General features: G+C 73.2%; 18 protein-coding genes and 1 pseudogene. 7 read left to right on the forward strand and 12 right to left on the reverse strand.

What is annotated here, in order from left to right; all coding sequences use genetic code 11:
- Nucleotides 1-11: 11 nt before the first annotated feature.
- Both E6U81_RS30675 and E6U81_RS30680 read right to left on the reverse strand, forming a co-directional pair.
- Entirely contained in the window at nt 12-419 is a 408-nt protein-coding gene (locus tag E6U81_RS30675; protein ID WP_240804111.1) for a hypothetical protein, read from the reverse strand.
- Nucleotides 420-627: 208 nt separating this feature from the next.
- Complete coding sequence (locus E6U81_RS30680) at nt 628-1,446, reverse strand: hypothetical protein (protein ID WP_136233289.1); 819 nt, start codon at nt 1,444-1,446, stop codon at nt 628-630.
- Nucleotides 1,447-1,742: 296 nt separating this feature from the next.
- On the opposite strand from E6U81_RS30680, the pseudogene E6U81_RS30685 reads away from it, so the two are divergent.
- Nucleotides 1,743-2,333, forward strand: a pseudogene (locus tag E6U81_RS30685) (transglycosylase family protein); the annotation flags it as partial.
- 773 nt (nt 2,334-3,106) lie between these two features.
- Entirely contained in the window at nt 3,107-4,075 is a 969-nt protein-coding gene (locus E6U81_RS30690; RefSeq protein ID WP_136233290.1) for a YafY family protein, read from the forward strand.
- 293 nt (nt 4,076-4,368) lie between these two features.
- Here E6U81_RS30690 and E6U81_RS30695 read toward each other — a convergent pair whose 3' ends face one another.
- Entirely contained in the window at nt 4,369-5,454 is a 1,086-nt protein-coding gene (locus tag E6U81_RS30695) for a phosphatase PAP2 family protein (protein ID WP_136233291.1), read from the reverse strand.
- A 205-nt stretch (nt 5,455-5,659) separates the two neighbouring features.
- Complete coding sequence (locus E6U81_RS30700; RefSeq protein ID WP_240804112.1) at nt 5,660-6,769, reverse strand: hypothetical protein; 1,110 nt, start codon at nt 6,767-6,769, stop codon at nt 5,660-5,662.
- A gap of 289 nt (nt 6,770-7,058) precedes the next feature.
- Here E6U81_RS30700 and E6U81_RS30705 point away from each other — a divergent pair, with 289 nt between their 5' ends.
- Nucleotides 7,059-8,699 (forward strand): MFS transporter, encoded by a 1,641-nt coding sequence (locus tag E6U81_RS30705; protein WP_136233293.1) that lies wholly within the window; start codon nt 7,059-7,061, stop codon nt 8,697-8,699.
- A 125-nt stretch (nt 8,700-8,824) separates the two neighbouring features.
- Nucleotides 8,825-9,994: an acyl-CoA dehydrogenase family protein gene (locus E6U81_RS30710; protein WP_136233294.1), complete on the forward strand. Its 1,170-nt coding sequence runs from the start codon at nt 8,825-8,827 to the stop codon at nt 9,992-9,994.
- Between the two features lie 9 nt (nt 9,995-10,003).
- Here the strand turns inward: E6U81_RS30710 and sepF are convergent, their stop codons facing one another.
- Nucleotides 10,004-10,453, reverse strand: coding sequence for a cell division protein SepF (gene sepF, locus E6U81_RS30715; RefSeq protein ID WP_030030440.1), 450 nt, complete (start codon nt 10,451-10,453; stop codon nt 10,004-10,006).
- Between the two features lie 285 nt (nt 10,454-10,738).
- Between sepF and E6U81_RS30720 the strand changes: the two genes are divergently transcribed.
- The 3 genes from E6U81_RS30720 (at nt 10,739) to E6U81_RS30730 (ending at nt 14,358) form a co-directional block, all read left to right on the forward strand.
- Nucleotides 10,739-12,109 carry a DUF5685 family protein gene (locus E6U81_RS30720; protein WP_136233295.1) on the forward strand — a complete coding sequence of 457 codons (1,371 nt, stop codon included), beginning with the start codon at nt 10,739-10,741 and terminating at the stop codon, nt 12,107-12,109.
- A 789-nt stretch (nt 12,110-12,898) separates the two neighbouring features.
- Nucleotides 12,899-13,783 carry a S1 family peptidase gene (locus E6U81_RS30725; protein WP_136233296.1) on the forward strand — a complete coding sequence of 295 codons (885 nt, stop codon included), beginning with the start codon at nt 12,899-12,901 and terminating at the stop codon, nt 13,781-13,783.
- A gap of 95 nt (nt 13,784-13,878) precedes the next feature.
- Nucleotides 13,879-14,358, forward strand: a complete 480-nt coding sequence (locus E6U81_RS30730) for a hypothetical protein (protein ID WP_136233297.1) — start codon at nt 13,879-13,881, stop codon at nt 14,356-14,358.
- A 37-nt stretch (nt 14,359-14,395) separates the two neighbouring features.
- Here the strand turns inward: E6U81_RS30730 and E6U81_RS30735 are convergent, their stop codons facing one another.
- The 7 genes from E6U81_RS30735 to E6U81_RS30765 all read right to left on the reverse strand — a co-directional run bounded on the left by E6U81_RS30735 (nt 14,396) and on the right by E6U81_RS30765 (nt 25,510).
- Nucleotides 14,396-15,304 (reverse strand): DUF4231 domain-containing protein, encoded by a 909-nt coding sequence (locus tag E6U81_RS30735; RefSeq protein WP_136233298.1) that lies wholly within the window; start codon nt 15,302-15,304, stop codon nt 14,396-14,398.
- Nucleotides 15,305-15,367: 63 nt separating this feature from the next.
- Nucleotides 15,368-19,387, reverse strand: coding sequence for an FxSxx-COOH system tetratricopeptide repeat protein (gene fxsT, locus E6U81_RS30740; RefSeq protein WP_136233299.1), 4,020 nt, complete (start codon nt 19,385-19,387; stop codon nt 15,368-15,370).
- The gene (locus tag E6U81_RS30745) at nt 19,371-20,759 is read right to left on the reverse strand and encodes a TIR-like protein FxsC (RefSeq protein WP_240804115.1); all 1,389 of its coding nucleotides are present in this window, start codon (nt 20,757-20,759) and stop codon (nt 19,371-19,373) included. The genes fxsT and E6U81_RS30745 overlap by 17 nt, the downstream gene beginning before the upstream one ends.
- 43 nt (nt 20,760-20,802) lie before the next feature.
- A complete protein-coding gene (locus tag E6U81_RS30750; RefSeq protein ID WP_240804116.1) occupies nt 20,803-21,540 on the reverse strand; it encodes an AAC(3) family N-acetyltransferase in 738 nt (245 codons plus the stop codon).
- A gap of 119 nt (nt 21,541-21,659) precedes the next feature.
- A complete protein-coding gene (gene fxsB, locus E6U81_RS30755) occupies nt 21,660-23,912 on the reverse strand; it encodes a radical SAM/SPASM protein FxsB, inactivated metallohydrolase extension form (RefSeq protein WP_206310050.1) in 2,253 nt (750 codons plus the stop codon).
- A 28-nt stretch (nt 23,913-23,940) separates the two neighbouring features.
- The gene (gene fxsA, locus E6U81_RS30760) at nt 23,941-24,105 is read right to left on the reverse strand and encodes an FxSxx-COOH cyclophane-containing RiPP peptide (protein ID WP_240804113.1); all 165 of its coding nucleotides are present in this window, start codon (nt 24,103-24,105) and stop codon (nt 23,941-23,943) included.
- Nucleotides 24,106-24,607: 502 nt separating this feature from the next.
- Nucleotides 24,608-25,510 (reverse strand): alpha/beta hydrolase, encoded by a 903-nt coding sequence (locus E6U81_RS30765; RefSeq protein WP_136233302.1) that lies wholly within the window; start codon nt 25,508-25,510, stop codon nt 24,608-24,610.
- Nucleotides 25,511-25,526: the final 16 nt, after the last annotated feature.

Below are 25,526 nucleotides of genomic sequence, written 5' to 3' on the forward strand. Positions count from 1 at the left end.
GCGGTCCGGGGTCAGTAGCCCCGGCGCGGAGCGGGCGGCAGGGCCGCCGGGATGTGCGTCATCCCGGTCTGGTGCTGCCGCCCGTCGGCGTATCCGGGGCTGCCCGCGTACGAGTAGGCGGGCTGGGCCTGGGGCTGCGACTGCGTCGGCGACGGAATCGGGGACGGTGTCTGGGACGGGGCCGGCGAGCCATAGGAGGGCTGCCAGTCGGTCCGCTGCCAGGCCGCACCGCTCCAGCCGCTGCCGTACGTGCCGGCGTAGCCGCCCCCGTAGGAGAAGGCCGTGAACCCGAGGTCCTCCTCGCCCGTACGGTCGCCCGGCAGGGCCCGGAAGGCGCGCAGGTACTCCGAGTACAGCGTGTCGTAGATCGGGGTGTGCGAGACGGCCGGAGAGCTGTCCCGGTCGCGTACGGGACGCATGGCGGGGACGGTGCTCGGATAGGACGGGGCGCGGGAGGAGTCGTATGGATGCACGTATCAGCCAACGAAATCGGCGCGCTGCGGATGCGGGGTGAAGGGGCGGGAAACACAGATCGCCGGGGGTGTGCGGGACGGACCGCACACCCCCGGCGCACGCCGCCCGGCCCCCTCTGCGGGGGCCGGGCGGCCGCTTTCGGTACCGGCTGGATCAGGCGCCGGGCGTCCCCGCCAGCGGCATCGCGGCGGCCACGAGCTTGCCCGCGGCGGCGGCCTTGTCCAGCGCGTCGCGCAGCAGGTCCTCGCGGGGCTGCTGGCCGATGGAGCCGACCGGGGCGGCGTAGATGAGCACGCGCTGGGTCTTCTGGACGGCGGTCCGCCAGCCGTCGGTGACCGACAGCGCCTGGTGCGCCTGCCACCAGGCGACCTGGCCGCCGCCCTCGGCGCCCGGCTGGAGCACGGCGTGCAGCTGCCCGGCCGCGAGCAGGACCGACCATCCGCCGAGGAGGGTGGGGAGTTCGGACGTGTCGGTCACCGGGATGAAGCCCTGCTCGATCAGGAGCGGCAGGAAGTCGTCGCCGGGGCCGTCGCTGCCCGGGCGGGCGATCGGCGCGGTCGGCTCGACGACCAGCGCCGGGTGCAGCTCGCCGCCGATGAGCACGAGGCCGCTGGTGATGCCGAGGACGGCCTGTCCGCCGGGCACGTTCTGCGGCGAGGGCGCGCCCGTGCCCGTGTCCGCACCGGAGGCCGGGCTGTCGCCGGTGATGCTGCGCACCGCGCCCTGGAGCTGCTCCTCGGAGACGGAGACGACCTGCGAGGGGATGCAGGTGGCGTGGGCGAAGGCGAGGACGGCGGTCTCCTCGCCGACGAACAGCACCGTGCTGGTGCGGTCGTTCTCGGGGTCGCCCGGGGTGCGGCAGGAGGTGCAGTCGTAACTGCGCGGCGCGTCGTCGCCGACGAGCAGCCTGTCGGCTTCTTCGTCGCCGATCTCGGCACGTACCTCATCACTGACGTCGAGCATGCGCGGCACGGGGTGGCTCCTCGGCATAGGTGCGGGTCCGGGAGGCTCCCGGCTCGCCGGGCACAACGCAGGAGCGGCGGCCGGGGTCACGCCATTTGAGGGAACGGATTCGAACCGGGCGCCCGGAAGGGTGAACGGTGCGACCAGGGCTTCGCTTTTGTGCCAACTGTTTTCTGGTTGTGCGCAGTTGGTGGCCGGGTGTGGCCGTTTCGGCGGGCCGCGGCGCTCCGCCGACCGGGTGGGGTGGCGTGACCCGCAGCGTGGCGGGCCGCGGGGCGCCGCGGGGCGCTGCGTAGCGTGACCCGATGCCCAACCTCCGGATCTCCCGGGCCGCCCGCGCCGCCGTCGCGGTCACCGCCGTCGTGCTGGCGCTCGTACCGCCCCAGGGGGCGGCGGACGCGGCACCGCCGCCGCCCGCGCCGGGTCCGGCCGGGGCCGCGCACCCCGGCTCGCCGGGCGTGATCGGTAGCGGACCCGGGGACTGCGGTCCCGGCGGGGAGTGGCCCTGGGACTGCGTGGCCGACTGCGAGAGCGGCGGGCGGTGGGCCGTCAACACCGGCAACGGCTTCTACGGCGGGCTGCAGTTCTGGCAGCCGACGTGGGAGGAGTACGGCGGACTGGCGTTCGCGCCGCGGGCCGACCTGGCGCACCGCGTGCAGCAGATCGGGGTGGCGCAGGAGGTCCTCGCCGCGCAGGGATGGAACGCGTGGCCGGTCTGCTCGAAGCGCTACGGACTCGCCGGGCGGATGCACACCGTACGGGGCGGGGACACGCTGGCCACGATCGCCCGCGAGCGGCGGGTCAAGGGCGGCTGGCAGGCGCTGTACGAGGCCAACCGGGAGACGATCGGCCCGAAACCGGCGGCGATCGCGGTGGGCACACTCCTCCTCCTCCCGGACCCACCCCCGGCGCCCGCACCGAACCCGCCCCCGGCGGCGAAGCCGACCCCCGAGCCGGGGACGAAGCCGACCCCCGAGCCGGGGACGAAGCCGACCCCCGAGCCGGGGACGAAGCCGACCCCCGAGCCGGGGACGAAGCCGACCCCCGCCCCGGCGGCGAAGCCGACCCCTGCGCCGGTGGCGTAGCGGAGCCTCGCGCCTGCGGCGAACCCGAGCCGTGCGGCGTAGCCGAACCCTGCGCCGGTGGCGTAGCCGAGCTCGGTGGCTCCGGGCGGGCCGGTCCCTGCGGCATGGCCGGTGCGTGCGGCCGGGCCGGAGCTTGTGTCCGCGGCGAAGCCGGCCCTGTGCCTGCGGCGTAGTCGAACCCGGCGCCGGGGGCCGCCCCGACCCCTACGCCGAGCGCCCGCGCCGGTGGCGAAGCCGAGCCCCGCGCCGGGGACGAAGCCGAACCCGGTCCCTGAGGCGTAGCCGCACCCGGTGGCTGCGGGCGGGCCGGTCCCTGCGGCTGAGCCGAACCCCGTGCCGGGGGCCGCCCCGACTCCGGCGCGGAGCCCGCCCCCGCGCCGGCGGCGAAGCCCTCCCCCCGTCTGCGGCGCAGCCGAACCCCGTGCCACAGGGTGGAGTCGAGCCCCGCGCCTGCGGCGTAGCCGAAGCCCGTGCCTACGGGTGTGCCGGTCCCGGCGCCCGGCGGAGCCGGACCCCGCGCCGACGCCTGCGGCGGGGCCGGACCGCGGGGCCGGGTGCGGGCGTGGCGCTGGCAGACTCGGGGGATGCTCGAGACCTCCGCACGGCTGCTGCGCCTGCTCTCCCTGCTCCAGGCCCACCGCGAGTGGACCGGCGCAGACCTCGCCGACCGCCTCGGCGTGACCGCGCGGACGGTGCGGCGCGATGTGGACCGGCTGCGGGAGCTCGGGTATCCGGTGAACGCCACTCCCGGGACCGGAGGCGGCTACCAGCTCGGTGCGGGCGCCGAACTGCCGCCGCTGCTGCTGGACGACGACGAGGCCGTGGCCGTCGCCGTCGGGCTGCGGACCGCCGCGGGCCACGGGGTCGAGGGGATCGGGGAGGCCTCCGTACGCGCCCTCGCGAAGCTGGAGCAGGTCCTGCCGTCGCGCCTGCGCCGGAGGGTCTCCGCCCTCAACGAGTTCACCGTGCCGATGCTGCGCGGGGCCCAGCGCTCCACCGTGGACGCCTCGGTGCTGACCGAACTGGCCTCGGTCTGCCGGGACACCGAGCGGCTCCGCTTCGGCTACCGGGACCACGAGGGGAGTGTCACCCGCCGCACCGTCGAACCGCACCGGCTCGTCTGCACGGAGCGCCGCTGGTACCTGGTCGCCTGGGACCTGGACCGCGCTGCGTGGCGGACCTTCCGCGCGGACCGGATCGAGCCCAGACCGCCCCACGGGCCGCGGTTCACCCCGCGCCCGCCACCGGCCGAGGACCTCGCCGCGTACGTCTCCGAAGGGGTGTCCCAGCGGGTCTACGCCACCCGCGCGGTGGTGCGCCTGAAGATGCCGGAACAGGAGGCGGCCCAGATCATCACGCCGAGCGACGGGGTCCTGGAACCGGTCGACGCGGATACCTGTCTGCTGCGCACCGGCGCCGTGAACCTGGACGTTCTGGTGATTCACATCATGCTGCTCGGTTGTGAGTTCGAAGTGGTCGAGCCACCCGGTCTCACGGATCGGATGAGGGACCTCAGGGATCTCCTGGGGAGGGCCGTCGGGCCGGAGAAGTGAAGGAAATGTAGTGGACCTGAGGGGGATTCAGCTGGTCCGGTCCAAGGGATCCGTGGAAATCGGCTGCGGCAATTCTGTGGTTCTCGACGGAAATTCGAATACGTCCGGAACCCGGGCGTGTCGCGGTCCGGAAAACAATTGGCGACTGTAGATATTCTGTGACACAAGCGTGACCCGGGACGGACGAACGTCCGGGCGTGGCGCTGACGAACGCCGAAGGCGGGCCCGGTCGATGACCCGGCCCGCCTTCGTGGTGCGGGGGTGGAGGGTGCGTACCGCCCCCGCCGTGGCCGTCAGCCGCCGGCGACCGGACGGGCCGCGGTGCCCCGGGTTCCGGCCCGCTCGGGGTGCGCGGGGTGGGCCGGGCGGCGGCTGCCGACCGGGGTGACCGGGGTCCGCTCGGAGCGGATCAGGTGCGGCCGGTTGGCCGGGTGCACGGCCGAACGGTGCGCCGGGGCGTGCCCGGCGGCGGCGCCGGCCGACGCTGCCGCCGCGGGCGCGACGGGTGCGGCAGCCGGCTCCCCAACGGTCTCGGCGACGGGCTTCAGCTGCCACTTGCCGCCCGCCGAGAGCAGCGGGGTGAGCGCGGAGACCACGGGGACGGGCATCCGTCCGGTCTCGGCCCGGCGGCGCAGCAGCTCGCGCAGGTCGAAGACGTAGGCCTCGGTCCGGGCGATGAGCGGCTCGAACCAGGGCAGCGCCAGCAGGATCAGCAGACCCGCGGACCAGCCCAGCAGGACGTCGCTGACCCAGTGCGTGCCGAGGTACACGGTGGTGGCGCCGACGCTCAGCGAGACGACCGCGGACACCACGGACAGCACCCGCCGGGTGACCACGGTGGAAGCCAGGTAGGCCAGGATTCCCCAGGTCACGACGGCGTTGGCGGTGTGGCCGGAAGGGAATATATCGCCGCCCGCGAAGAGTTCGGCCGAGCCGATCTCGGTGGCGTAGTGCGGGCCGAGCCGGCCGAGGCCCAGCTTCACGGACCCGACGGTGACGTTGAGCAGCAGCAGCGCGACGCCGAGGGTGATCAGCGGGCGGAGGGTGTGCTGCCGCCAGGAGCGCCAGCCGAGCCACGCGGCGACCATGACCGCGGTGGGCCCGCGCTGGCCGAGCACGACCAGGTAGTCGAGGAAGGCGTGCAGCTGCGGCCACTGCTCGTAGGGCCGGAAGAACATGATCTGCCAGTCCAGCCGGACCAGCCAGGACGTGGTCAGTACGGCCACCACGATGGCGAGGTAGAACGCGAGGGTCGATCCCAGGAGCACGACGCGGTGCCGGCTCATCTGCGGAGTCTGCAGATGAGCCGGTCGCTCTGGTTCCCGGTCCAGCCGGGCGAAGACCCGCTCCAGACGGGTCAGGATTTGATCGGTACGCACTCAATCGACGTTACCGCCCGGCGATGGTCGGCCCGGGCGAATCGCGGGCTTTGTGATGACCATGTGATGTGGAGTTGGTCTCACGCTGCCCCTAATTCCCGGTATTCCGGCAGGGGTTGGATCCTTCTCGATCCGGTGTCCGGAAATTGTTTCGGCCGCTTATTCGGACTTTATTGCCGCAGGTCGATTACCGTGCCCGCGGACTCTACGGAGGGCCCGAGCCGTTCAGCCAGAACGCCCCGTACACCGCCGAGGCCAGGGCGGCCGCGCCCACCACCAGGACGGCCCGCCGGGTCCGCCGGCGGGCGAGCGCCACCGCCGGCACCAGCATCAGCGGGAAGGCCGGCAGCAACAGCCGCGGCTTCGAACCGAAGTACCCCGACGCGCACAACGCCAGCGCCACGACGATCCCGCAGTACACCAGCAGCGGCGCCGGCTGCCGCTGCCGCACGCACGCCGCGTACAGCCACAGCACCAGGACCACCCCCGCGATCAGCCCCAGCCCGGCCGGCCAGGCGGACGAGGCCAGCTTCGCCCCGACGAAGCGGGCGAAGGCCCAGCCGCCGTCGAAGCCGTTGCCCCAGCCGGCCTGCACGTCCAGGTACCCGAGCAGGCCGCCCCCGGTGCGCGCGCCCACCCACAGCACGTACGCCGCAGCACCCGCCGGAGCCAGCAGCACCCCCGCCGCCATCCGCCACGACCGCTCCCCGCGCCGCCGGGCCAGTGCGGCGGCGACCCACACCGCGGCGACGACCGCCGCGCCGACCGGGCGGGTCAGGCCGGCCCCGGCGGCGAGCAGGCCCGCCGTCAGCCACCGGTCGCGCAGGGCTCCGTACAGCGCCCACGCGGCGAGCGCGGTGAACAGCGACTCGCTGTACGCCATGGACTGGACGATCCCGACGGGCAGCGCCGCCCAGACGGCGACCGCGAACACCCCGGTGCGGCGGCCGTGGAGCAGGTCGCCCACCGCGAAGATCCCCCACGCCGCGGCGAGCCCGGCGAGCACCGACACCACCAGGCCCGCCGAGCCGTACGAGAGCCCGGTCGCCGCCGACACCACGCGCTCCAGCCAGGGCAGCAGCGGGAAGAACGCCAGGTTGGAGTGAACGTCCCCGCCCGGCAGGACGATCTCGTAGCCGTACCCCTCGGCGGCGATGCGGGCGTACCAGAGCGAGTCCCATCGGGCCGACAGCAGCGTGTGCGGGCTGCTGCCCACCACCGCGCCCCACACCGCGAGCACGGTCAGCCCGAGCAGCCGTACCGCGGCGAAGGCGGCCAGTGCGGGCGCGGCCCGGCGAAATCCAAGATCTTCCACAGGCATGATTATCGGTGGCGTCCGAATGGGGCCGGCGCCGAGAACCACGGACCGTGAGCGGGCGTGTACGCGGGGGAGGACTTCGGGGCGGGGGAGTGGCGCACGCCACACGGGGGGCGCTCCCGGGATGAGAGCTTGGCCACGTGTCGGGCACACGAACTCGCGTACGCTGACCGTTCACTCGCGTGTCGATGCCGGACCCCGTTGGATGCCGCACAGCGCACCACCCCCCGTGGCTCCGCCAGACGCTGGTCCACCGAGCGCGAGGGATCACCTGGGAGGTACATGCATGGCGGGGACGAACGCGGCCACGGCCGGGACCCCTTCGCCCTGGCAGCGGCTGGGAGCGGCCTCCGGCGGTGCCAACCGCTGGGTCGTCCTGGCCGTTCTCTGCGTCAGCCTGGTCCTCGTCGCGCTCGACGCGACGATCCTGCACGTCGCGGTCCCGTCCGTCACGGAGGACCTGCGGCCCGGCCCGATGGAACTCCTCTGGGTCGTCGACGCCTACCCGCTGGTCTGCGCCTCGCTGCTGATCCTCTTCGGCACCCTCGGGGACCGGGTGGGCCGCCGCCGCATCCTCCTCCTCGGCTACGGACTCTTCGGCGTGGCCTCCGCGATAGCGGCCCTCGCCGACAACGCCCAGGTTCTCATCGCCGCACGCGCCCTGCTCGGCATCGGCGGCGCGATGATCATGCCGGCCACCCTGTCGATCCTGCGCCAGGTCTTCCCCGACCGGCGCGAGCGGGCCCTGGCCATCGGCATCTGGACCGCCGTCGCCGCGATCGGCGCGGCCAGCGGCCCGGTCCTCGGCGGCTTCCTCATCGAGCACTTCTGGTGGGGCTCCGTCTTCCTCATCAACATCCCGCTGATGGCGCTGATCCTCCCGCTCGGCCGCTGGCTGCTGCCGGAGTCGCGCGGCTCCGCGGACGGGCCGTGGGACGTGCTCGGCGCGCTGATGGCCGCCGCCGGCGTGCTCGGCTCGGTGCTCGGGATCAAGCGGCTCGGCGCCGAACGGCACCTCCTCGACGCCGAGGCGCTGGTCCCGCTCCTGCTCGGGGCGACGCTGCTCGTGCTGTTCGTCCGGCGCCAGAAGCGGCGCGAGCACCCGCTGATCGACATGCGGATGTTCTCGCGGCCCGCCTTCTCCGCCTCGGTCGCCTGCATCGTGCTCGCCATGCTCGCGCTGGTCGGGCTGGAGCTGATCGCCGTCCAGTACCTCCAGCTGGTGTTGCACCTCAGCCCGCTGGAGACCGGCCTGCGGCTGCTGCCGCTGACCTTCGCGGCCATGGCCGCGGGCGCCACCGGCTCCTACACCCTGTCCCGGGTCGGGCCGCGCACCATGGTGTCGCTGGGCTTCCTGCTGACGGCCTTCGCCGTGCTGCTGCTGACGCTCATGGGTCAGCAGGACCGGCCGGTGCTGCTGACCGTCGGCTTCATCCTGCTCGGCTTCGGACTGCAGACCACGCTGTTCGCCGCGTACGAGTCGATGCTGAGCGAGGCCCCGGCCGAGACCGCGGGCGGGGCGGCCTCGATCGGCGAGACCTCCTACCAGCTGGGCGCGGGCATCGGCATCGCACTGCTGGGCAGCGTGATGAACGCTGCCTACCGGCCGGGGCTCGCCTCGGTACCGGGGGTCTCGGCGGCGGAGTCGGCGGGCGCCGCGAACTCGCTGGGCGAGGCGTACCAGATCGCCTCGGGCCTGGGCGGACCGGCAGGAGCCGCCCTGTACGCGGCGGCCCGGCACTCCTTCGTGCACGGGCTGCACGTGACGCTGCTGGTGAGCGCGGCGCTGCTGTTCGCGGGCGCCGTGATGGCGCTGAAGCTGCCGCGGGCGATGGACTGCGGGGCGGCCGAGGGGGCCGAGCCGGTGCGGTTGCCCGCGCAGTCGAAGGGCGAGCCGCGGCCGACCCCGGTCGAGCACGCGGGCTGAGCGCGCGCCGGCCCCGCCGGTGCGGCGCCGGAAAGCAGGGCTGGATTTGCCCGCCGGAGGCCAATAGCTTCGGGTGGGCGCAAAAACCTGCGCCGCTGGTTCCGCTCAGGCCGCCGGGAGGCCCCGTGTCCTTCGTACCCACCGATCCGCTCGGGCTCGACGAGCTCCTCGGACCCGAGGACCTCGCCGTCCGGGACACCGTCCGCGCCTGGGCCGCCGACCGGGTGCTGCCGAACATCGCCCAGTGGTACGAGAGCGGCGAACTGCCCGCGATCCGTGAGCTGGCCCGGGAGCTCGGTGACATCGGGGCGCTCGGGATGTCCCTGGAGGGCTACGGGTGCGCCGGCGCCAGCGCGGTGCAGTACGGCCTCGCCTGCCTGGAGCTGGAGGCCGCCGACTCCGGCATCCGCTCGCTGGTCTCCGTACAGGGCTCGCTCGCCATGTACGCGATCTGGAAGTACGGCTCCGAGGAGCAGAAGCAGCGCTGGCTGCCCGGCATGGCCGCCGGCGAGCTGATCGGCTGCTTCGGGCTGACCGAGCCCGACGTGGGCTCCGACCCCGCGGCGATGCGGACCCACGCCAAGCGAGACGGCACCGACTGGGTGCTCAACGGCCGCAAGATGTGGATCACCAACGGCTCCGTCGCCGCGGTGGCCGTGGTGTGGGCGCAGACCGACGACGGGATCCGCGGTTTCGCGGTGCCCACCGACACGCCCGGCTTCTCCGCGCCGGAGATCAAGCACAAGTGGTCGCTGCGGGCCAGCGTCACCAGCGAGCTGGTCATGGACGACGTACGGCTGCCCGCCGACGCGGTGCTGCCGCTCGTCACCGGGCTCAAGGGGCCGCTCGGCTGTCTCAGCCACGCGCGGTACGGGATCATCTGGGGATCCATGGGCGCGGCGCGGGCCAGTTTCGAGGCCGCGCTCGACTACGCCAGGACGCGGGAGCAGTTCGGCAAGCCGATCGGCGGCTTCCAGCTCACCCAGGCCAAGCTGGCGGACATGGCCCTCGAACTCCACAAGGGCATCCTGCTCGCCCACCACCTGGGCCGGCGGATGGACGCGGGCACCCTGCGGCCGGAGCAGATCAGTTTCGGCAAGCTCAACAACGTCCGCGAGGCCATCGAGATCTGCCGCACCGCGCGGACCATCCTCGGCGCCAACGGGATCTCGCTCGAATACCCCGTCATGCGGCACGCCACCAACCTCGAATCGGTGCTCACCTACGAGGGCACCGTCGAGATGCACCAGTTGGTGCTGGGCAAGGCGCTCACCGGGCTGGACGCCTTCCGGTGAGAGCCCTGCTCAGCTCTGGTTGAAGAAGTCGCGCGAGCGGCCGCCGGGCTCGCCGCTCACGATCTGGGTGTCGGCCGGGGTCAGCAGGAAGACCCTGGTCGCCACCCGCTCGATCGAACCGCGCAGACCGAAGGTCAGTCCGGCCGCGAAGTCGACGACGCGCTTCGCGTCGGTCGGGTCCATCGACGACAGGTTCACGATCACCGGGACCCCGTCGCGGAACAGCTCGCCGATGCCGCGCGCGTCACGGAATCCGTCCGGGGTGACCGTCGCGATCCGGCGGCCGTGCTCCACGGCCGACTCGGAGGCCACCTTGACGCGGGGGTCGGTCACCCACTGGTCACCGGGGCCCGCGACGGAACCGTGGGCGGCCTCCGCGTAGTCGTCGTCGTAGTAGCGCTCGTCGTCGCTGTCCTCCACGAGACCCAGCCAGGCACTCGCCTTGCGCACCGAACCCATGGACTGCCTCCTTTCACCGCGGTCAGTCTGTCTTCTCTCCGCTGCCCCTATGCTCGTCCATGATGCTGACAACGCGCCAAGTGGATAGTCGCCGCGCAGGGGTTTCGTGACGGTACTGGTGCAGAACATCCGTTGCACGGTCAAGGATCCTGGTCGCTCCCGCTGCTGACTGAGTGAAAATACGACCGCAGCCGCCGTACGGGTGGGCGGCGGGGACGTACGGGTGAAAGACGCGGGTCGATACGATGCCCGGCAGGCACGCGTACGACACACGGGGGAAGCAGCTTGTTCGGCATAGTCAGGCCTTGCACGCACCGGCTCGGGGAGCGGTTCAAGACGGAATGGATGGCCCATCTGTGCGGGCTGTGCCTGGCACTTCGGGGAGACCACGGGCAGTTCGCCCGGATCGTCACGAACTATGACGGGCTGCTCGTCTCCGTTCTGACGGAGGCTCAGTCGGGTCCCGCACCCGGCTCCCGGCGCACCGCCGGCCCCTGCCCGCTGCGCGGGATGCGCACGGCCGCCGTCGCCAAGGGCGAGGGGGCCCGGCTCGCGGCCGCCGTCTCACTGGTCCTGGCCTCCGCCAAGGTGCGCGACCACGTGGCCGACCGGGACGGGCTGTTGGCCCGGGCCCCGATCGCCGCCGCCGCGCGCAGGGTGGCCCGCGGCTGGGACCGGGCCGGTGCCCGCACCGGCGCCTCGCTCGGCTTCGACACCGCGGTGCTCGTGGACGCGGTGGACCGGCAGGCGGGCATCGAGGTCCTGGCCGGCCCCGGCACTCCCGTGCTCGTGGTGACCGAGCCGACGGAGACCGCGACGGCCGCCGCCTTCGCGCATACCGCGCAACTGGCCGGACGGCCGGGCAACGCCCCGGCGCTGGCCGAGGCCGGCCGGTACTTCGGGCGGCTCGCACACCTGCTGGACGCGGTGGAGGACCAGGGCGCCGACGCCGAGGCGGGTGCCTGGAACCCGCTCACCGCCACCGGGACCTCGCTCACCGAGGCCCGCAGGCTCTGCGACGACGCCCTGCACGGGATCAGGCTGGCGCTGGGCGAGGTCGAGTTCGCCGACGCGGGGCTCGCCCACCGGCTGCTCGTGCACGAGCTGCGCACCTCGGTGGACCGGGCCTTCGGGACCATGAGCTGCGGCCACACGGCCAACGCCTCGGCCGGGCAGGGTCCGAACCCGTACGGCCCGAACCCGTACGGCGGGAACGGGGGCAACCCCTACGGCGGCGCTCCGTACGGCGCCAACCCCTACGACCCGAACAACCCCCAGGTACCGGGCGGCCCGCCGCCCGCGAGGCCCGGCGGGTACGGCAGCGGTGGCGGCGGGCTCGGCGGCGACGGCTTCGGCGGAGGCGGAGGCGGAGGCGGCGGTTTCGGCGGTGGCGGACGGCACCCGCAGCGGCCGCGCCGCGGCCTGCTGGCCGGCTGCGCGGTGGCCATCGGGCTCTTCTGCACCTGCCAGATCTGCTGCACCGAGCACGAGGGCCCCTGGTCGCGCAAGAAGCGGGACCCGTGGTGCGACGCCTGCGAGTGCTGCGACTGCTGCCAACCGAACTCCGCGCCGACCGGAGGTTCCGAGGGCGGCTCCGGCGGCGGCGGTGGCGACGGCGGCTGCTGCGACTGCAACTGCGGCTGCTGCTGCGACTGAGCCCGCGTCAGTTCCACGCGCCCGGACGGCGTATGCGGGGATTCCCGTCCGGACGCGCGTGGAAGGGCTGAGCGGGATGAGCGATGACGCAGACGATCCGCACGCGGCCCGGCGGACCCGGCGCGGGCACGGGGCCGAGGCGGCCGTGTCCGCCCCGTACGGTTCCCTCGTGCCGGACGGTCGCCCCCGCCCGGCCGGCCACCCGGAAGGTCGAATTCCGGCCGTTCCGGGCCCACACGGTCCTCCCCGCGCCGAAGCGCCAGGCACCACACCGCGCCGCCTTCCCGGGCGCGCCCGCACCGGCCGGGCGCCCCTGACCGCCACCTCCGAGGACCGCACCCGGCGGGGCCGCGCGCCCGACCGTACCGGCCGGAACCCGGCGGTCCTCGCCGAGCGCGTCCGGCCCGTCCCCGCGGGCCTCCGAGCCGACGTCGGCGCCCGTCGCACCCGGCGCCGCGTCCGCCGCCCGCAGGCCGGCATATCCGGCGCGCGGGGCGCCACCGCCCCGGAGCCCGACCGGGCTCCGGCGCGCCGCCCGACCGCGCCCTCGCGGACCCCCACACCCGGCCTTTCACACCGCCCCGGAACACACCGCCCCCCACGGTGAAAGGCGGCGTGCGGCGGCCGAAAGCCGCTCTTGCGACCGGTATCCGACGACAGGACACTCCCGACAGCGCTTGTCAGGGGCACGGCCAAAGTTCATGCGCCCGCCATGCCCCCGGCTGCGCCTCACGGGCTCTGGCACCCCCACGACCGCCGGGCCCCCGACCCTCTCCAGGAGGACGAGAAGTGAGGATCAAGCGCACCACCCGTAACAGGCTGCTCGCGGTGGCCACCGGCCTGGCCGCCGCCGCAGCGCTCGCCGCCCCCACCGCGGCGAGCGCGGACCCACAGGACGGCGGTTTCAGCGCCGACCGGCTCGCCTCCGCCGGCGCGTCCGTCCTGCGGGCCGACGTAGCGGGCACCGCCTGGCACGCCGACCCCGCCACCGGAACCCTCGTGGTCTCCGCCGACTCCACCGTTTCCACCGCCGCCATCGCGAGAATCAAGCGCGAGGCCGGAACCGACGCGGGGGCGCTGCGCATCGAGCGCATCCCGGGCAGGCTGACCAAGCTGGCCTCGGGCGGCGACGCCATCTACGCCAACAGCTGGCGCTGCTCGCTCGGCTTCAACGTCCGCAGCGGAAGCAACTACTACGCCCTGACCGCCGGGCACTGCACCGACGGCGCGGGCACCTGGTGGACCAACTCCGCCCGCACGAACGTCCTGGGCTCCACGACCGGGTCGAGCTTCCCCAACAACGACTACGGACTCATCAAGTACGCCAGCAACTCGCCCGTGCCGCCCGGGACCGTCGGCAGCCAGGACATCACCAGCGCCGTCAACGCCACGGTCAACATGTCCGTGACCCGGCGCGGCTCCACCACCGGCACCCACAGCGGCCGGGTCACCGGCCTCAACGCCACCGTCAACTACGGCGGCGGCGACGTCGTCTACGGCATGATCCGCACCAACGTGTGCGCCGAACCCGGCGACAGCGGCGGCCCGCTCTACTCGGGCACCCGCGCCGTCGGCCTCACCTCCGGCGGCAGCGGCAACTGCTCCTCCGGCGGCACGACCTTCTTCCAGCCCGTGGTCGAAGCGCTCAACGCTTACGGGGTCAGCGTCTACTGACCGATGCCCCGTGCGCCCCTGTCGGCACCCTGGACGTCCTCCCGCCTTCTGGGAGGATGTCCAGGGCGGCCGTGTCCACGGGGGAAGGTTCCTGCATGAAACGCATCGGCGTGACCGGGCACCGGTCCCTCCCGGACTCGGTGCTCGGCCATGTGGAGAGCGGCCTGCGGGCCGTACTGGGCGGCCACGAAGGGCCGTTGGAGGCCCTCTCCAGCCTCGCCGACGGAGCCGACCAGCTGTTCGCGGCCATCGCGCTCGAATGCGGCGCCGACCTCACCGTGGTGATCCCCAGCGAGGACTACGAAGACGCCTTCGACGGCGCCGAGGCTCTGGAGCGCTACCGGCGCCTCAGGCTCCGGGCCGCGCAGGAGGTCCGGATGGACTTCGCCCGCTCCACGGACGAGGCCTACTACGCCGCGGGCACCTACATCGCCGACTCCTGCGACCGGCTCGTCGCCGTCTGGGACGGCCGGCCCGCCCGCGGCCACGGCGGCACCGCCGAGATCGTGGCCTACGCCCGGGCCCTGGGCAAGCCGGTCACCGTCCTGTGGTGCGAGGGCGTGACCCGCGACTGAGCCACGCCCACCAAGCCACCCATCCACCAGCACTGCCTCAACTGCTGTGCCGGGCCAGCCAGTCCGTGTGCTGCGGCGAGACGTACCGCTCGGTCTCGTACACGGACGAGGGCCACTGGGACTCGGTGATGGTCGTCTGCATCACGACCATCATCGCCGCCAGGTCCTGCTCGATCAGGGTGTGCGCCTCGATCAGCGGATGGTGGCGCCGCACCTCGTTCCAGGCGATGCCGGCCGCCGCCGCCGTGCTCAGCAGCCCCGTCAGGCCCGCGCCCGGACCCGAACCGAACGCCCTCATCAGGGCGAACAGCAGCGCCAGACAGGTCAGCAGGACGATCGTCCACGACCACAGGTGCGTCGCCCGCCGCGACACCTCCGTCCGCCTCCGGTACCAGTTGCGCTGCTCGATCAGCCGGTCCCGGACGTACGTCTCCCGCCGCGCGTGGTAGTCCCGGCCGCGCAGCCGGTGCATCGCGCCGGTGATCTCCGCGCCCTCCGGCACGGAGCCCGCCGTCCGCGGATCCTCCCAGCCCATCTTCCGCAGCTCGGCCAGGCCCGCCTCCAGCCGCGTCCGGTACGCCTCCCCGGGGTCGGCCACGTCACTGCCGAACGGTGCCCCGTGCACCGCGTACCGCCAGGCGAGCGACTTGATGAACTCCGCCGCACTGCGGTTGAGCTGCCACTGCGGGCGGGCCCGGCGCCTGGTCGCCCGCATGCCGACGGCCAGCACCCCCGCGTAACTGAGCACGCTGAGCAGCCCGAACAGGTGCAGCGAGCCGAGCTTCGGCCCCGGCGGCAGCGCGGCGGCCCCCGCGGCCGCGACGAGCAGCAGCAGCTGGACCCTCGTGGCCTGGGTGGACTCCCGCTGCCGGGAGATCGCCGCCTGGTCCGTGTGGTGGAAGAGGACCGGCAGGTCCTCGTTTCGAAAGGTCGTGCTGTCGGTCACAACGCCCCCCTGATGTCGGGTGGCGGGCGGCGGGGGCCGCGGCCCCCGCCGCCCTCCGTCGGATCACACGGCGAGCGGCTCCAGGTCCCGGTGGATCCGCCGCTCGTCCCGCGCGTACCGGGTCAGGCTGTGGTCCTCGCCGAGCAGCCGGGTCAGCTCGGACACCACCTCGGCGCGCAGCCTCGCCGCCTCCTCCTTGCGGCCCATCGAGTCCAGGCTGATCGCCATGTTGGAGCTGCTCGCCAGGGTCTCCGGATGGTGCGCCCCGAGCGCCTCGCGCAGCCGCAGCACGGCGAGCCGCTCCAGCTCCAGGGCCCCTTCCGGATCGCCCAGGTCCGCCCGGGCGTTGGCCAGGTTGAGGTGGGCGAAGACCGTGTGCGGGTGGTTGTCGCCCAGGACGTCCCGCATGCCCCGGATCGTCTGCCGCAGCATCGCCTCCGCAGGTTCCGCAGAGCCCGTGCCCCAGTGGAAGACCGCCAGGTTGTTAACGGCCGCCAGCGTGTACGGGTGCCGCTCGCCCGGCACCTTCATGTACTCGTCCACCACCTCCTGCGCCAGGTCCCGCGCCCCGCCGGGGTCCCCGGTCGCGAACAGGTCCGACGCCAGGTTCAGTTCGCAGGAGAGCAGGTCCGGGTTGACCGAGGTGTACTTGGCCCGGTAGCGGGCCCGGGTGGCCGTGGTCAGCCGCAGCGCGTCCTCCAGCTGGCCGGCCCTGCGCAGCGACACCGCCAGGTTCTTCGCGGCCGACAGGGTGCCCGGGAACGCCCGCCCCAGCGTCCGCTTGTAGATCTCGTACGTCCGGCTGAGCAGCTGCACCGAATCCTCGTACCGGCCCACCTCGCGCAGGTCGCGGGCGAGGTTCTGCGCCGACGACAGGGTGTACGGGTGCTCCGGGCCGAGCACCTCCGTGCGCAGGTCGTACACCTCCTGGTCGATCTCACGGGCTCTGGTGTACTGGCCCACCAGCCGCAGGTTCAGCGCCAGGTTGTTCGCCGCCGCCAGGGTGCGCGGGTGCGCCTCGTGGAAGATCTGGCTGAACCCCTCGTGGGCGTCGGTCGCCAGCTCCATCGCCTGCCCGTACTGGCCCAGCGCGCCGAGGGTGTTGGCCAGGCCGCTCATGGTCATGTACGTGTGCGGGTGCGACGGGCCCAGCACCGCCCGCTGCCGCTCCAGCGTGACCTCGTCCAGCTCCTTCGCCTCCACGAACCGGCCCTGCGACCGCAGGATGTTCGACAGGTGGAAGCGCAGGTACAGGTACTGCAGGTCGTCGTTGCCCAGCATCTCCTTCCAGGCCTCGCGCAGTTCCTCGCCGAGCTGGTAGGCGGCCTTGAAGTCGCCGCGCTTCCACAGGTAGCGGACCCGGTCGATCAGCAGCCGGCGCGTCTCCGGCTCCTTGCAGTACCGGGCCTCCGCCGGGGTGAGGTGCGACCAGATGGTGTTGAACCGCGGCCACGTCTCCGGGTTGTCGATCGGCTCGTCGTCGTCCGGCCGGGCGCCGGCCAGGATCCGGTGGACGGCGTGCCGGGCCTCCCGCTGGTCCTCCTCCGGCATCTGCGACCGGATGACGGCCTGCACCAGCCGGTGCACCTGGATGCTGTTGCTGACCTGGTCGACCTTGGCCAGCGCGAACCGGCCGATCTCCCGGATCACCCGGCCCAGCACCAGCTTCTCCTGGAGCGAGGCGTCGTAGGGCTTGAGTGCGTCGATCATCTCCTTGCTGTACAGCAGGTTCGCCGAGATCGGCTCGGGAGCCAGGAAGGCGCACAGCTGGAGCAGCCGCACGGCGGCCGGCGAACGGGACTGGAGCCGCTCTATGGAGATGTTCCAGGTGGCGGCCACCGGCTCCGGATATCCGGGCGGCTGGTTCAGGGCCAGGACGCTCGCCGCCTGCTGGGCCAGCTGCTCGATGTACGCGGCCACCGGGGTCGCGGTCTCCGCGATCCAGGCGCCCGCCTGCTCGACGGCCAGCGGCAGGTCGCCCACCGCGACCGCCACCTGCTCGGCGTCCTCCTTGGTGAGCCCCGGGGCCCGCCGCTGGAGGTGCTCGATGGACTCCTCGCGCAGGAACACGTCCACCGGCAGCGCGTCGCCGTACTGCGACCATGACTGGTTGCGGGAGGTCACCAGAACGTGCCCCGGACCGCCCGGCGGGAAGAACCGCTTGAGGGTCTCGGGATCGTCCGCGTTGTCGAAGACCAGCAGCCAGCGGGAGGACGGCACCCCGCGCCGCAGCAGGTCGATCGCCTCCTGGGAGGCGGCCGCCATGTCCTCGCCGGTCTGCGCGCCCAGCCGTACGGCCAGCTCCGCGAGCGCGGCGACCACGTCGTCGGTCTGCTCCGAGGAGATCCACCACACCAGGTCGTAGTCGGCCATGAACCGGTGCACGTACTCCAGCGCCACCTGCGTCTTGCCGACACCGCCGAGACCGAACAGGGTCTGCGGCTGCGGAAGCACCACGGCCATGCCGCCGCCGAGCTGGTCGCGCATCCGCTCCAGCACGATGCTGCGGCCGGTGAACCCGGGGTTGCGGGGCGGAGCGTTCCAGATCTTCGGAACGGTCCCCGGGAAGCGCGGGCCGGGCTGCGAGGCGCTCGCCACGCTGTCGGGCAGGGCCATGGGCCGCTCCACCGCGCGCAGCAGGGCGGCGGTGGCGTGCACCTCGTCGAGCCGGAACAGGTCCACCGGGTTGCGGTCGATGTACGGCGTGGACAGCCGTACGTCGCCCACCCGCAGCGGCACCAGCTGGCGCCGGCCCCCGGTCGGGTCCTCGGCGGCCGCCCGCTCCCACACGTCCACGGCCCGGGTGGACTTCAGGTAGGCCGTGGACAGCAGCACCACCGTGCGGGCGGCGGTGTCGATGCTGATGCCCGTGCCACCGCCCAGGGTGTCCCCGGCGGAGCCCCCTGCGGCCGTGGGCGCCGGCCGCTCGGCCGAGACGTCCTTGGGCACCACCCGGAAGCCGGCCCGGGTCAGTACCGACTCGATCCAGTCCGCCCACATCCGGTTCTCGGCGACGTAGGACAGGAACAGGTCCGCCGGCAGTGCCGGACGGCGCCGCGTGAAGGCGTCCCTGATGCGCAGGCGGACCTCCTCGCCGATGGCCGGCATGGAGGTGATCCCGCCCTCGGTGACCACCGCGGTCAGCCGCTCGAAGGCCGAGAGCAGGGAGTTGGTCAGCCCGGCCTCGTCGCCGAAGGTGGCCAGCGTCTCCTCGTAGGCGTAGTACGGCCGGTACGGGATCTCCACCGCACCCCAGTAGGAGGTCAGCTCGTCCCCGACCAGGCCGCCCGGGAACCGGTCGAACTTGATCCGGGCCAGCGCCCGGCCCGCGTCGGCCTTCTCCTTCTCGCCCTCGTCGATCCGCATCGGGACCGGGTAGATCTTGATGCCGCGGTCGTTGAACCGCTCGTCGATCTGGCGGGCCACGGACGCGGCGCCGTCGATGGACTGGTCGGACAGGGTGAAGCAGTCCACGAGGATGTCCGGGAGGTGCACGGTGCAGATGTCCGCGATGTCGGACAGGCCGGTGCGGCTGTCGATCAGGACGTAGTCGTAGTTCCGCTTCATGTCGGCGCGTAAGGCGTCGAAGAACAGCCCGCCGCCGAGCCGGTCGTAGAAGTTGTCCCAGTCGAAGGTGGACACCGTCGCGGAGTACTCGCGGTTCTGCCGGCCCGCCGAGACGAAGTCCAGCGTGCCGCCGTCGGGGAACTCCCAGCCCAGGGTCTCCGGGGTGAGCGAGACCGCGTGCGGCTGTATCCGCGCGTAGTCCTTGTGCCAGTCGTCGGCGCGCGCCACCGGACTGGTGGCGGCCCACGCGTACTCGCTGATCAGGTCGATGACCCCGGTGGTGGCCCCGAGCGTGGACGGGTCCAGGAACGGGTGGAAGAAGCGGTGCAGGCCCGGGGCCTCCAGGTCCCAGTCCACCGCCAGGACCCGCTTGCCGTTGGCCGCCAGGATCCAGGCGGTGTTGGCCAGCGCCATGGTGCGGCCCGTGCCGCCCTTGTACGAGTAGAAGGTGACGATGCGCCCGTCACGCCCGTCACGCCCGTCATGGCCGTCCCTGCTGTCACGACTCGCTGTCATCCGCGTCCCCCCGGTCGGTGTCGTTGCTGTCGTTGCCGTCGTTGTGGCCGCCGAACGTGTCGGGCGGGAAGGGCACCCGCGGCGGGGCCGGAGGCCCGCTCATCCCCATCGGCCCGAGCAGCCGCGGGCGTTCGGTGTGGGTGTTGCCGGCCGGCAGGTACACCTGGGCGTGTCTGAGGAACTGCTGCGCCGCGGCCTCGACCACCTGCGGCAGGATCTGTCCGAGGGTCTCCATGTTGGCCACCCCGTTGGCCGCGGCCCGGCAGGCGGCCCGGCCCTGGCCCATCTTGACGGGCAGGGTCTCCTCCAGCCGCCGCGCCAGTTCGATCTCCTTCGCGCGGCTCTGGTGGTCGTAGCGGTTCCACGGCACGACCACGTTGACCCACGGGCGGGACTCCTGGTCGAAGGCGGCCAGGCGCTGGCGGCGGTGCTCGTCCTCGACCACCCAGCGGTCGACGATCAGGATCTCCGGCCGGGTCGGCGGCTGCTTGCTGTCGTAGTGCCCGGCCTCGTCGTCGAAGGAGCCGATGCTGGTCTGGTAGTTGAGGTTCTTGACCAGGTCCTCGGCGACGTAGGCGATGGGCCGCTGGGCCACCGGGTGGTACGGGTTCCACTCCAGCGCGCTGTCCCCGTAGTACTCGGGGCTGCGCCCGTCCGGCAGGTCGTGCCGGGAGGCGGCGGCCACGGTCACGTGCAGGGTGCGGGCGGGGCTGCTGCCCGTGGGGCCGAAGGCGCTCGGCACGCCGCGGTAGTCCAGCGGGCGGACCGGTTCGAGACGGACGGTCTCGGCGACCCGGACGATGCGCTTGGCGAGCTCGTACACCGCCCGCTCGTACTGCTCGGCGTAACCGCGCAGTTTGATGAGCCCGTACAGCCCGTCGGTGACGTAGCGCTCGCCGAAGGTGTTGTGGTTGAACTGCAACCGCTCGGCGGGGCCGGGCAGTTGCGACGGGGGGACCGGCACCCATAACGCGGGCACGATGGCCTCGGCCGGCTGGTTGCTCACGGCCCCCTGGTGGATCGCCCGCTGCGCGAAGGCGTACCACTCCTTGCCGCACATCTCACTGGCGAAGTACCGCGGCGAGAACAGCGGGACGAAGACCCGGCAGGTGGCGAGCGCCGCCCCGAGCCGCTCCGACCAGCCCTCGCCGCTGCGTATCTCCCGGTCCATGAAGCCGGCCTCGGCTCCGGCGGGCAGATCCGTCAGCGCCATGACATGGCTGCAGAGATCGCGGAACAGGCGCTCCACCCACATGTCGGGATCGGGCCCCCCGGCCCCGAATCTCGGTGTATGCGCATAACTGAGAAAAAAATACGGCTGCACTGATGCGGGCACACGCCCCCCGTCCCGAAGATGCGAGCGAAGAAACATCATTCCGGAGCTGCTTCGCCACATCCCCTCATCGTTCAGTCAATCAGCATCGGTTTTCGGTCATCCAGTCAAGGGCGTGGTCGACGGCTTCCGGGACGGAGAAGAGCATGGTCGACGCCCCCGCGACCCGCCCCCTGCGCACCCGCGCATCCGGGAACGCCCTGCCGATCTCCGCGAAATCGCCGTCATCAAGCGCGACGTCCTCGTACGCGGTCCACTCCCCCTCCTGGCGGGACCCCTGGTGCCCCTCCGGAAGGTTCACCTTCACCACACACTCGTACATGCGCAAGGGGGGCTTCGGAATTCGATACTCCGCGAGATGGAAAGCGGTGCAGACGGAAAACCCCACATTGATCATGAGTACCTGTCCGCCCTCCCAGCACAGCTTTCCCAGGGGCGACTCCTCGCCGAGGTGGCATTCCAGGCGGTGACCGGCGCAAAGCCGCTCCGCGTCCGCGCCGAGCGCGGCGAAGGAGGTCTGCGGATGGGAGCTGCGCGCTGCGCCCGGCGCGGTGCGGACGGCCTCCGCCAGGGAGCCCATGCCCTGGCTGGGGGTGCTCGCCGGGTCGAAGGCGGGCATCCGGTCGCGGAAGGCCCGCACCTCGGCCTCGTCCATCCCGGCGATCCGCTCCAGATGGGCGCTGGAGGTCCTGGAGTTCTCCGGGGTGAACGCGGGCACCACCAGGGTCCCGCGCGGGCCCAGGACGCCCGTCAGGGCGTCGCGCAGCTGCTCCGCGCGCAGCCCGGTCCCGCGCAGCGAGGCGTGCACCATGAGCCGCATCCCCGGCCGCACGCCGAGCAGCCGCAGCTGCACCGCGAGCCGGAGGGCGCCCGCGGCCCGGGGGCCCCGGCCCGGGCCGGCCGGGGAGGGCGCCGGGGCGGGGGAGTGGGAGTGGGCGCTCATGCGCCGACCGCCTTCAGCTCGTAGCGCAGCTCCGCCACCAGCCGCTTGCCGGTGACCGTCAGCTCGGCCGCGGCCGAGAGCCGGTCCAGGGCCTCGTGGATGCGGTCCGAGCCGCCCGGCTCGGGGCCCGCCGTCGCCCGCCGGTACGCCTCCACCGCCACCCGCTCGTGCACGTCGGCCAGCAGCCGCGACACCGGCACCGGGCGCGACCGCCACGGCGACCGGTGCTGCCACTCCCCGTCCAGCGCGTACAGGTCGGTCACCTCGGTCAGGGCCCGCAGCCGGGTCCGCCGCCGCCCGGTCAGCAGCGCGAGCGCGGTCTCCCGTACGCCCGCCGCGTACGGCACCCCGAGCGCCCCCGGCCCGTGCCGCCCCGCCTCGCCCCAGCCGCCGGCCCGCGGGCCGCCCGCGAGCGGGGTCAGTGTGGTCAGCCCGGCCGCCGCCGCCCGGGCGAACCCGGGCACCGCCTTGTGCAGCAGCGCCCAGGCCCGGTCGAGCCGGCCCCGCCACTCCTCGGCCTCGCCGGCGCCGAGCCGGAGCCGGGGCGGGCGGGGGAAGCAGTTGCGGTACGGGTCGAGGTCCTCCAGGGCCACCGGCGCCGCGTCCGGGCCGGCCGACCAGGTGCGTACGGGCTGCCAGCGGGCGTCGCCCGCCGCCGGTCCGAAGCGGTGCTCGGAGCGGCCGTCCCGGGCGACGTAGCCGTCGTCGGTGACGTGCAGGGAGGCCCGGCCTTCCGTACCCGGCTCCCCGAGCCGCAGCAGTCCGAGCGTCGGCAGGTACACCTCACCGTCCCGGTAGGCCACCTCGGCCGGCAGGTCCAGCCCGCCGCGCAGCACGGCCGCGGCGGCCAGCGCGGTGAGCCTGCGGGCCGCCTCCTCGCCGCCGGGCAGGCCGTCGCGTGCGGCGTCCAGGGCCGCCAGCACCCAGGTCCGGGTGAACGGGTGGTCCAGTACGGCGTCCAGCGCGTCGGTGCCCGCCCGCCCGGCCCGCTCCACGGCGGCCACCAGCTCCCAGGCGTGCGCCCAGTCGGGGTCGCCGGTGAGGTCCGCGTTCAGCCGGGCCAGCAGGATCCGGGTCAGCTCCTCCTGGGAGCGGGCCAGTTCGGCCGGGTCGGACAGCTGCGGAGCGGTCTCCCGGTGCGCCGTGCGGCCCTCGACCCCGTCCACCAGTTCGCGCAGGTCGGTGCAGTACACGGAGGGGTTGTCGAAGCCGTTGCGGTCGCGGTAGCGGTGGGTGTAGAGCCCGCCCCCGCACGACCGTACGACGGGGCAGCGGCGGCACGGGTCGCTGACGCCCGCCAGGCCCAGTTGCCGGGCGCGGACCCCGGGATGGGCGGCGACCCGGTCGAAGGCGTGGTCGAAGACGTTGAAGCCGGTGGCCGCCGCCCCTTCGAAGGCGCTCTTGAGGGAGTCCACCTGCTCCAGGGTGCCGTCGGTCTCGACGACGACGAGGTCGGTGGGCGCGAGGCCGAGCGACTCGGTGAGGCTGGGTCCGCCGCGCAGCGTCGACAGGACGGACTCGAAGAGCCGTACGGGTACCGGGCGGCCCAGCCGCTCCCAGTGGTCGAAGATCCGCAGGAGCCACCGGGCGTAGGCGTCCGGGGCGTCGTCGGGCCGGACGGGCGGCGCCTCCCAGGTGGCGTGCGGGAGGAGGAAGTCCACGCGCGGGGGCTCGAGTTCGACGAGGGCGTCGAGCACGGCGACGGGATCGTTGGCCACGTCCACGGTGCAGAGCAGGCCCTGGTAGAGGTGGCGGTAGGGCGCGGAGCGCAGCAGCGCGACGGCCGCGAGGACCAGCGGATGGCTCGTACGGCCGTCCGCGAAGCGGCGGTGGCGGTCGTTGGCGGCGCGGTCCCCGTCGAGGGAGATGCCGACCCGGACGCCGAACTCGGCGAAGAGGTCGAGGTAACGCGCGCTGAGCTGGAGCCCGTTGGTGTGGATCCGCAGGTCGAGGGCGGCGATCCCGGTGAGCGCCCGGCTGAACTCCTCGCAGACGAGTCGGAGCCGGGCCGTGCCCGCCAACAGGGGTTCCCCTCCGTGGAGAATCACCGTGACGGAGGGGAGTGCATGGTCACGGGCATGTTCGGCGAGCCTGGACGCCGTCCGTGAAATAACCTCGGGGGAGATCACTTTCGGCCGGGCTCGCCAGCTCTGATCTGCATGTTCGTAGACATAGCAATGATCACAAGCAAGATCGCATCTGCTGTGAACTTTCAGGACGATCTCGCGAAATGCGATCAGGCCGGTCATTCCGCCAGTCTAGAGCTCTCGCTCCGCCTCAGAGCGCGGAGTTGAAGATCGGCGCCTGAACCGGACGGCGGGATTCAGCCGGGAGCACGCGACCGAGCGTCGCGGCCGCGGCCGCGGTCTCGACATCGATCTTGGTGAGCGGGACCCGGTGGGCCTTGACCGTGCTGGTCACGGGGGTTGCGGAAGTGTTCACGACACCGTCCTCGGGGAAGCCATATGGAATGGGCATGTGAATGACAACAGCGACGCGCTGCCGTCAAGCGTGGACTTTACTCGGCCACGGTGGATTCACAACCGAGACATGACGCCTGGTCAACCGTTCTATAGCGCGCTCGGCGCATTTCCCGAGGTGGGTTATTCGGCCGTTCGCCGGACGGCAAGATCCTTTTCTCCCGGACCGCCGGCCCGGGGCCGGGGTGCGGCCCGGGGAGGGGCCCGGGGGACGGTCCGGCCGGACGGGGTGCGGACCGCCCCGGAAGCCCGGGGCGCGGGTCACCCGGCTGCCCGCCGCAGGGGCCGGGAGCGCCCGGCCCGGGGGTCGGGGTTCCGGCGCGGCGGGCCCGTCTCCCGGCTCGGCCGAGGGTGCGCCGACCGGAGCGATCACGCGCCTGCGCAGTGAGACGTGACGCCTGATCAGGCGTGGTGCGGAGGCGGGTCGGAGCCCCGCGGTGCGTCGTCGGGAGCCCGAACGGCCGCTAGGCGGGCTGCTGTTCGCTGAGGGGCGGGGTGGGCAGGTCGCGCAGCAGCCAGTTCAGTACGTCGGGCAGCGCGCGCAGGGCCGCGAAGTGGGCGGCGGCCGGCTCGATCGCGGTCGTGGCTCCCGGGATCCGGCGCGCCAGCCACCGGGAGTGGCCCACGGGGGAGAACACGTCGAGCTCCCCGTGCCAGATCAGCACCGGGCAGCGGATGTCGGCCGGGTCGAAGCCCCAGGGGCGGCTGAAGGCGAGGACGTCGTCGATCCAGCCGTACGCCGAATGGCGCAGCCCCTCACGGTAGTTCCGCAGCAGCATCGACCGCAGCCCGGCGTCCGAGACGATCATGCGGTCGTTGTCGGTCAGTTCCCGGCGCAGCTCGTCCAGCAGCCGCCCCGGGTCCTTGCGGATGCCGGCGGCGCGCGGGATCAGCCGGGCGGCCAGCTCCTCGGGGTCGGTGGAGGCGGTGGTGTACTCCTTGACGTTCGACGCGGCCATCCCGGCGAACCAGTCCAGGTCCTCCGCGTCCCGGGGGGCCAGGCCGACCATCGCCGCGGTACGGGTGACCCGATCCGACAGCAGGGCGGCGCAGGCCAGGGCGCCGGCGGCGCCACCGGAGCGGCCCGCCACCGCGAACCGGTCCAGGCCGAGGGCGTCCGCCACCGCGGCCACGTCGTGGGCCACGTCGGCCACGGTGCGGCCCGGGTGGCGGTCGGAGCCGCCGTAGCCGGGTCTGTCGTAGGCGATGAGCTGCATCCGGCGCTGGTAGAGGACCATGCCCCGGGGGGCCGGGCCCAGGCGGCTGCCGGGCATGCCATGGAGGAGGAAGACGGGCTTGCCGTCCGGATCACCCCAGCGCTCCACGGTCAGAGCGCGCCCGTCCGCTGTGCGCACCTGATTGCGCACGCGCTCCCTCCCTCAC

Source organism: Streptomyces sp. A0592, assembly GCF_004795115.1.
Taxonomy (GTDB): domain Bacteria; phylum Actinomycetota; class Actinomycetes; order Streptomycetales; family Streptomycetaceae; genus Streptomyces; species Streptomyces erythrochromogenes.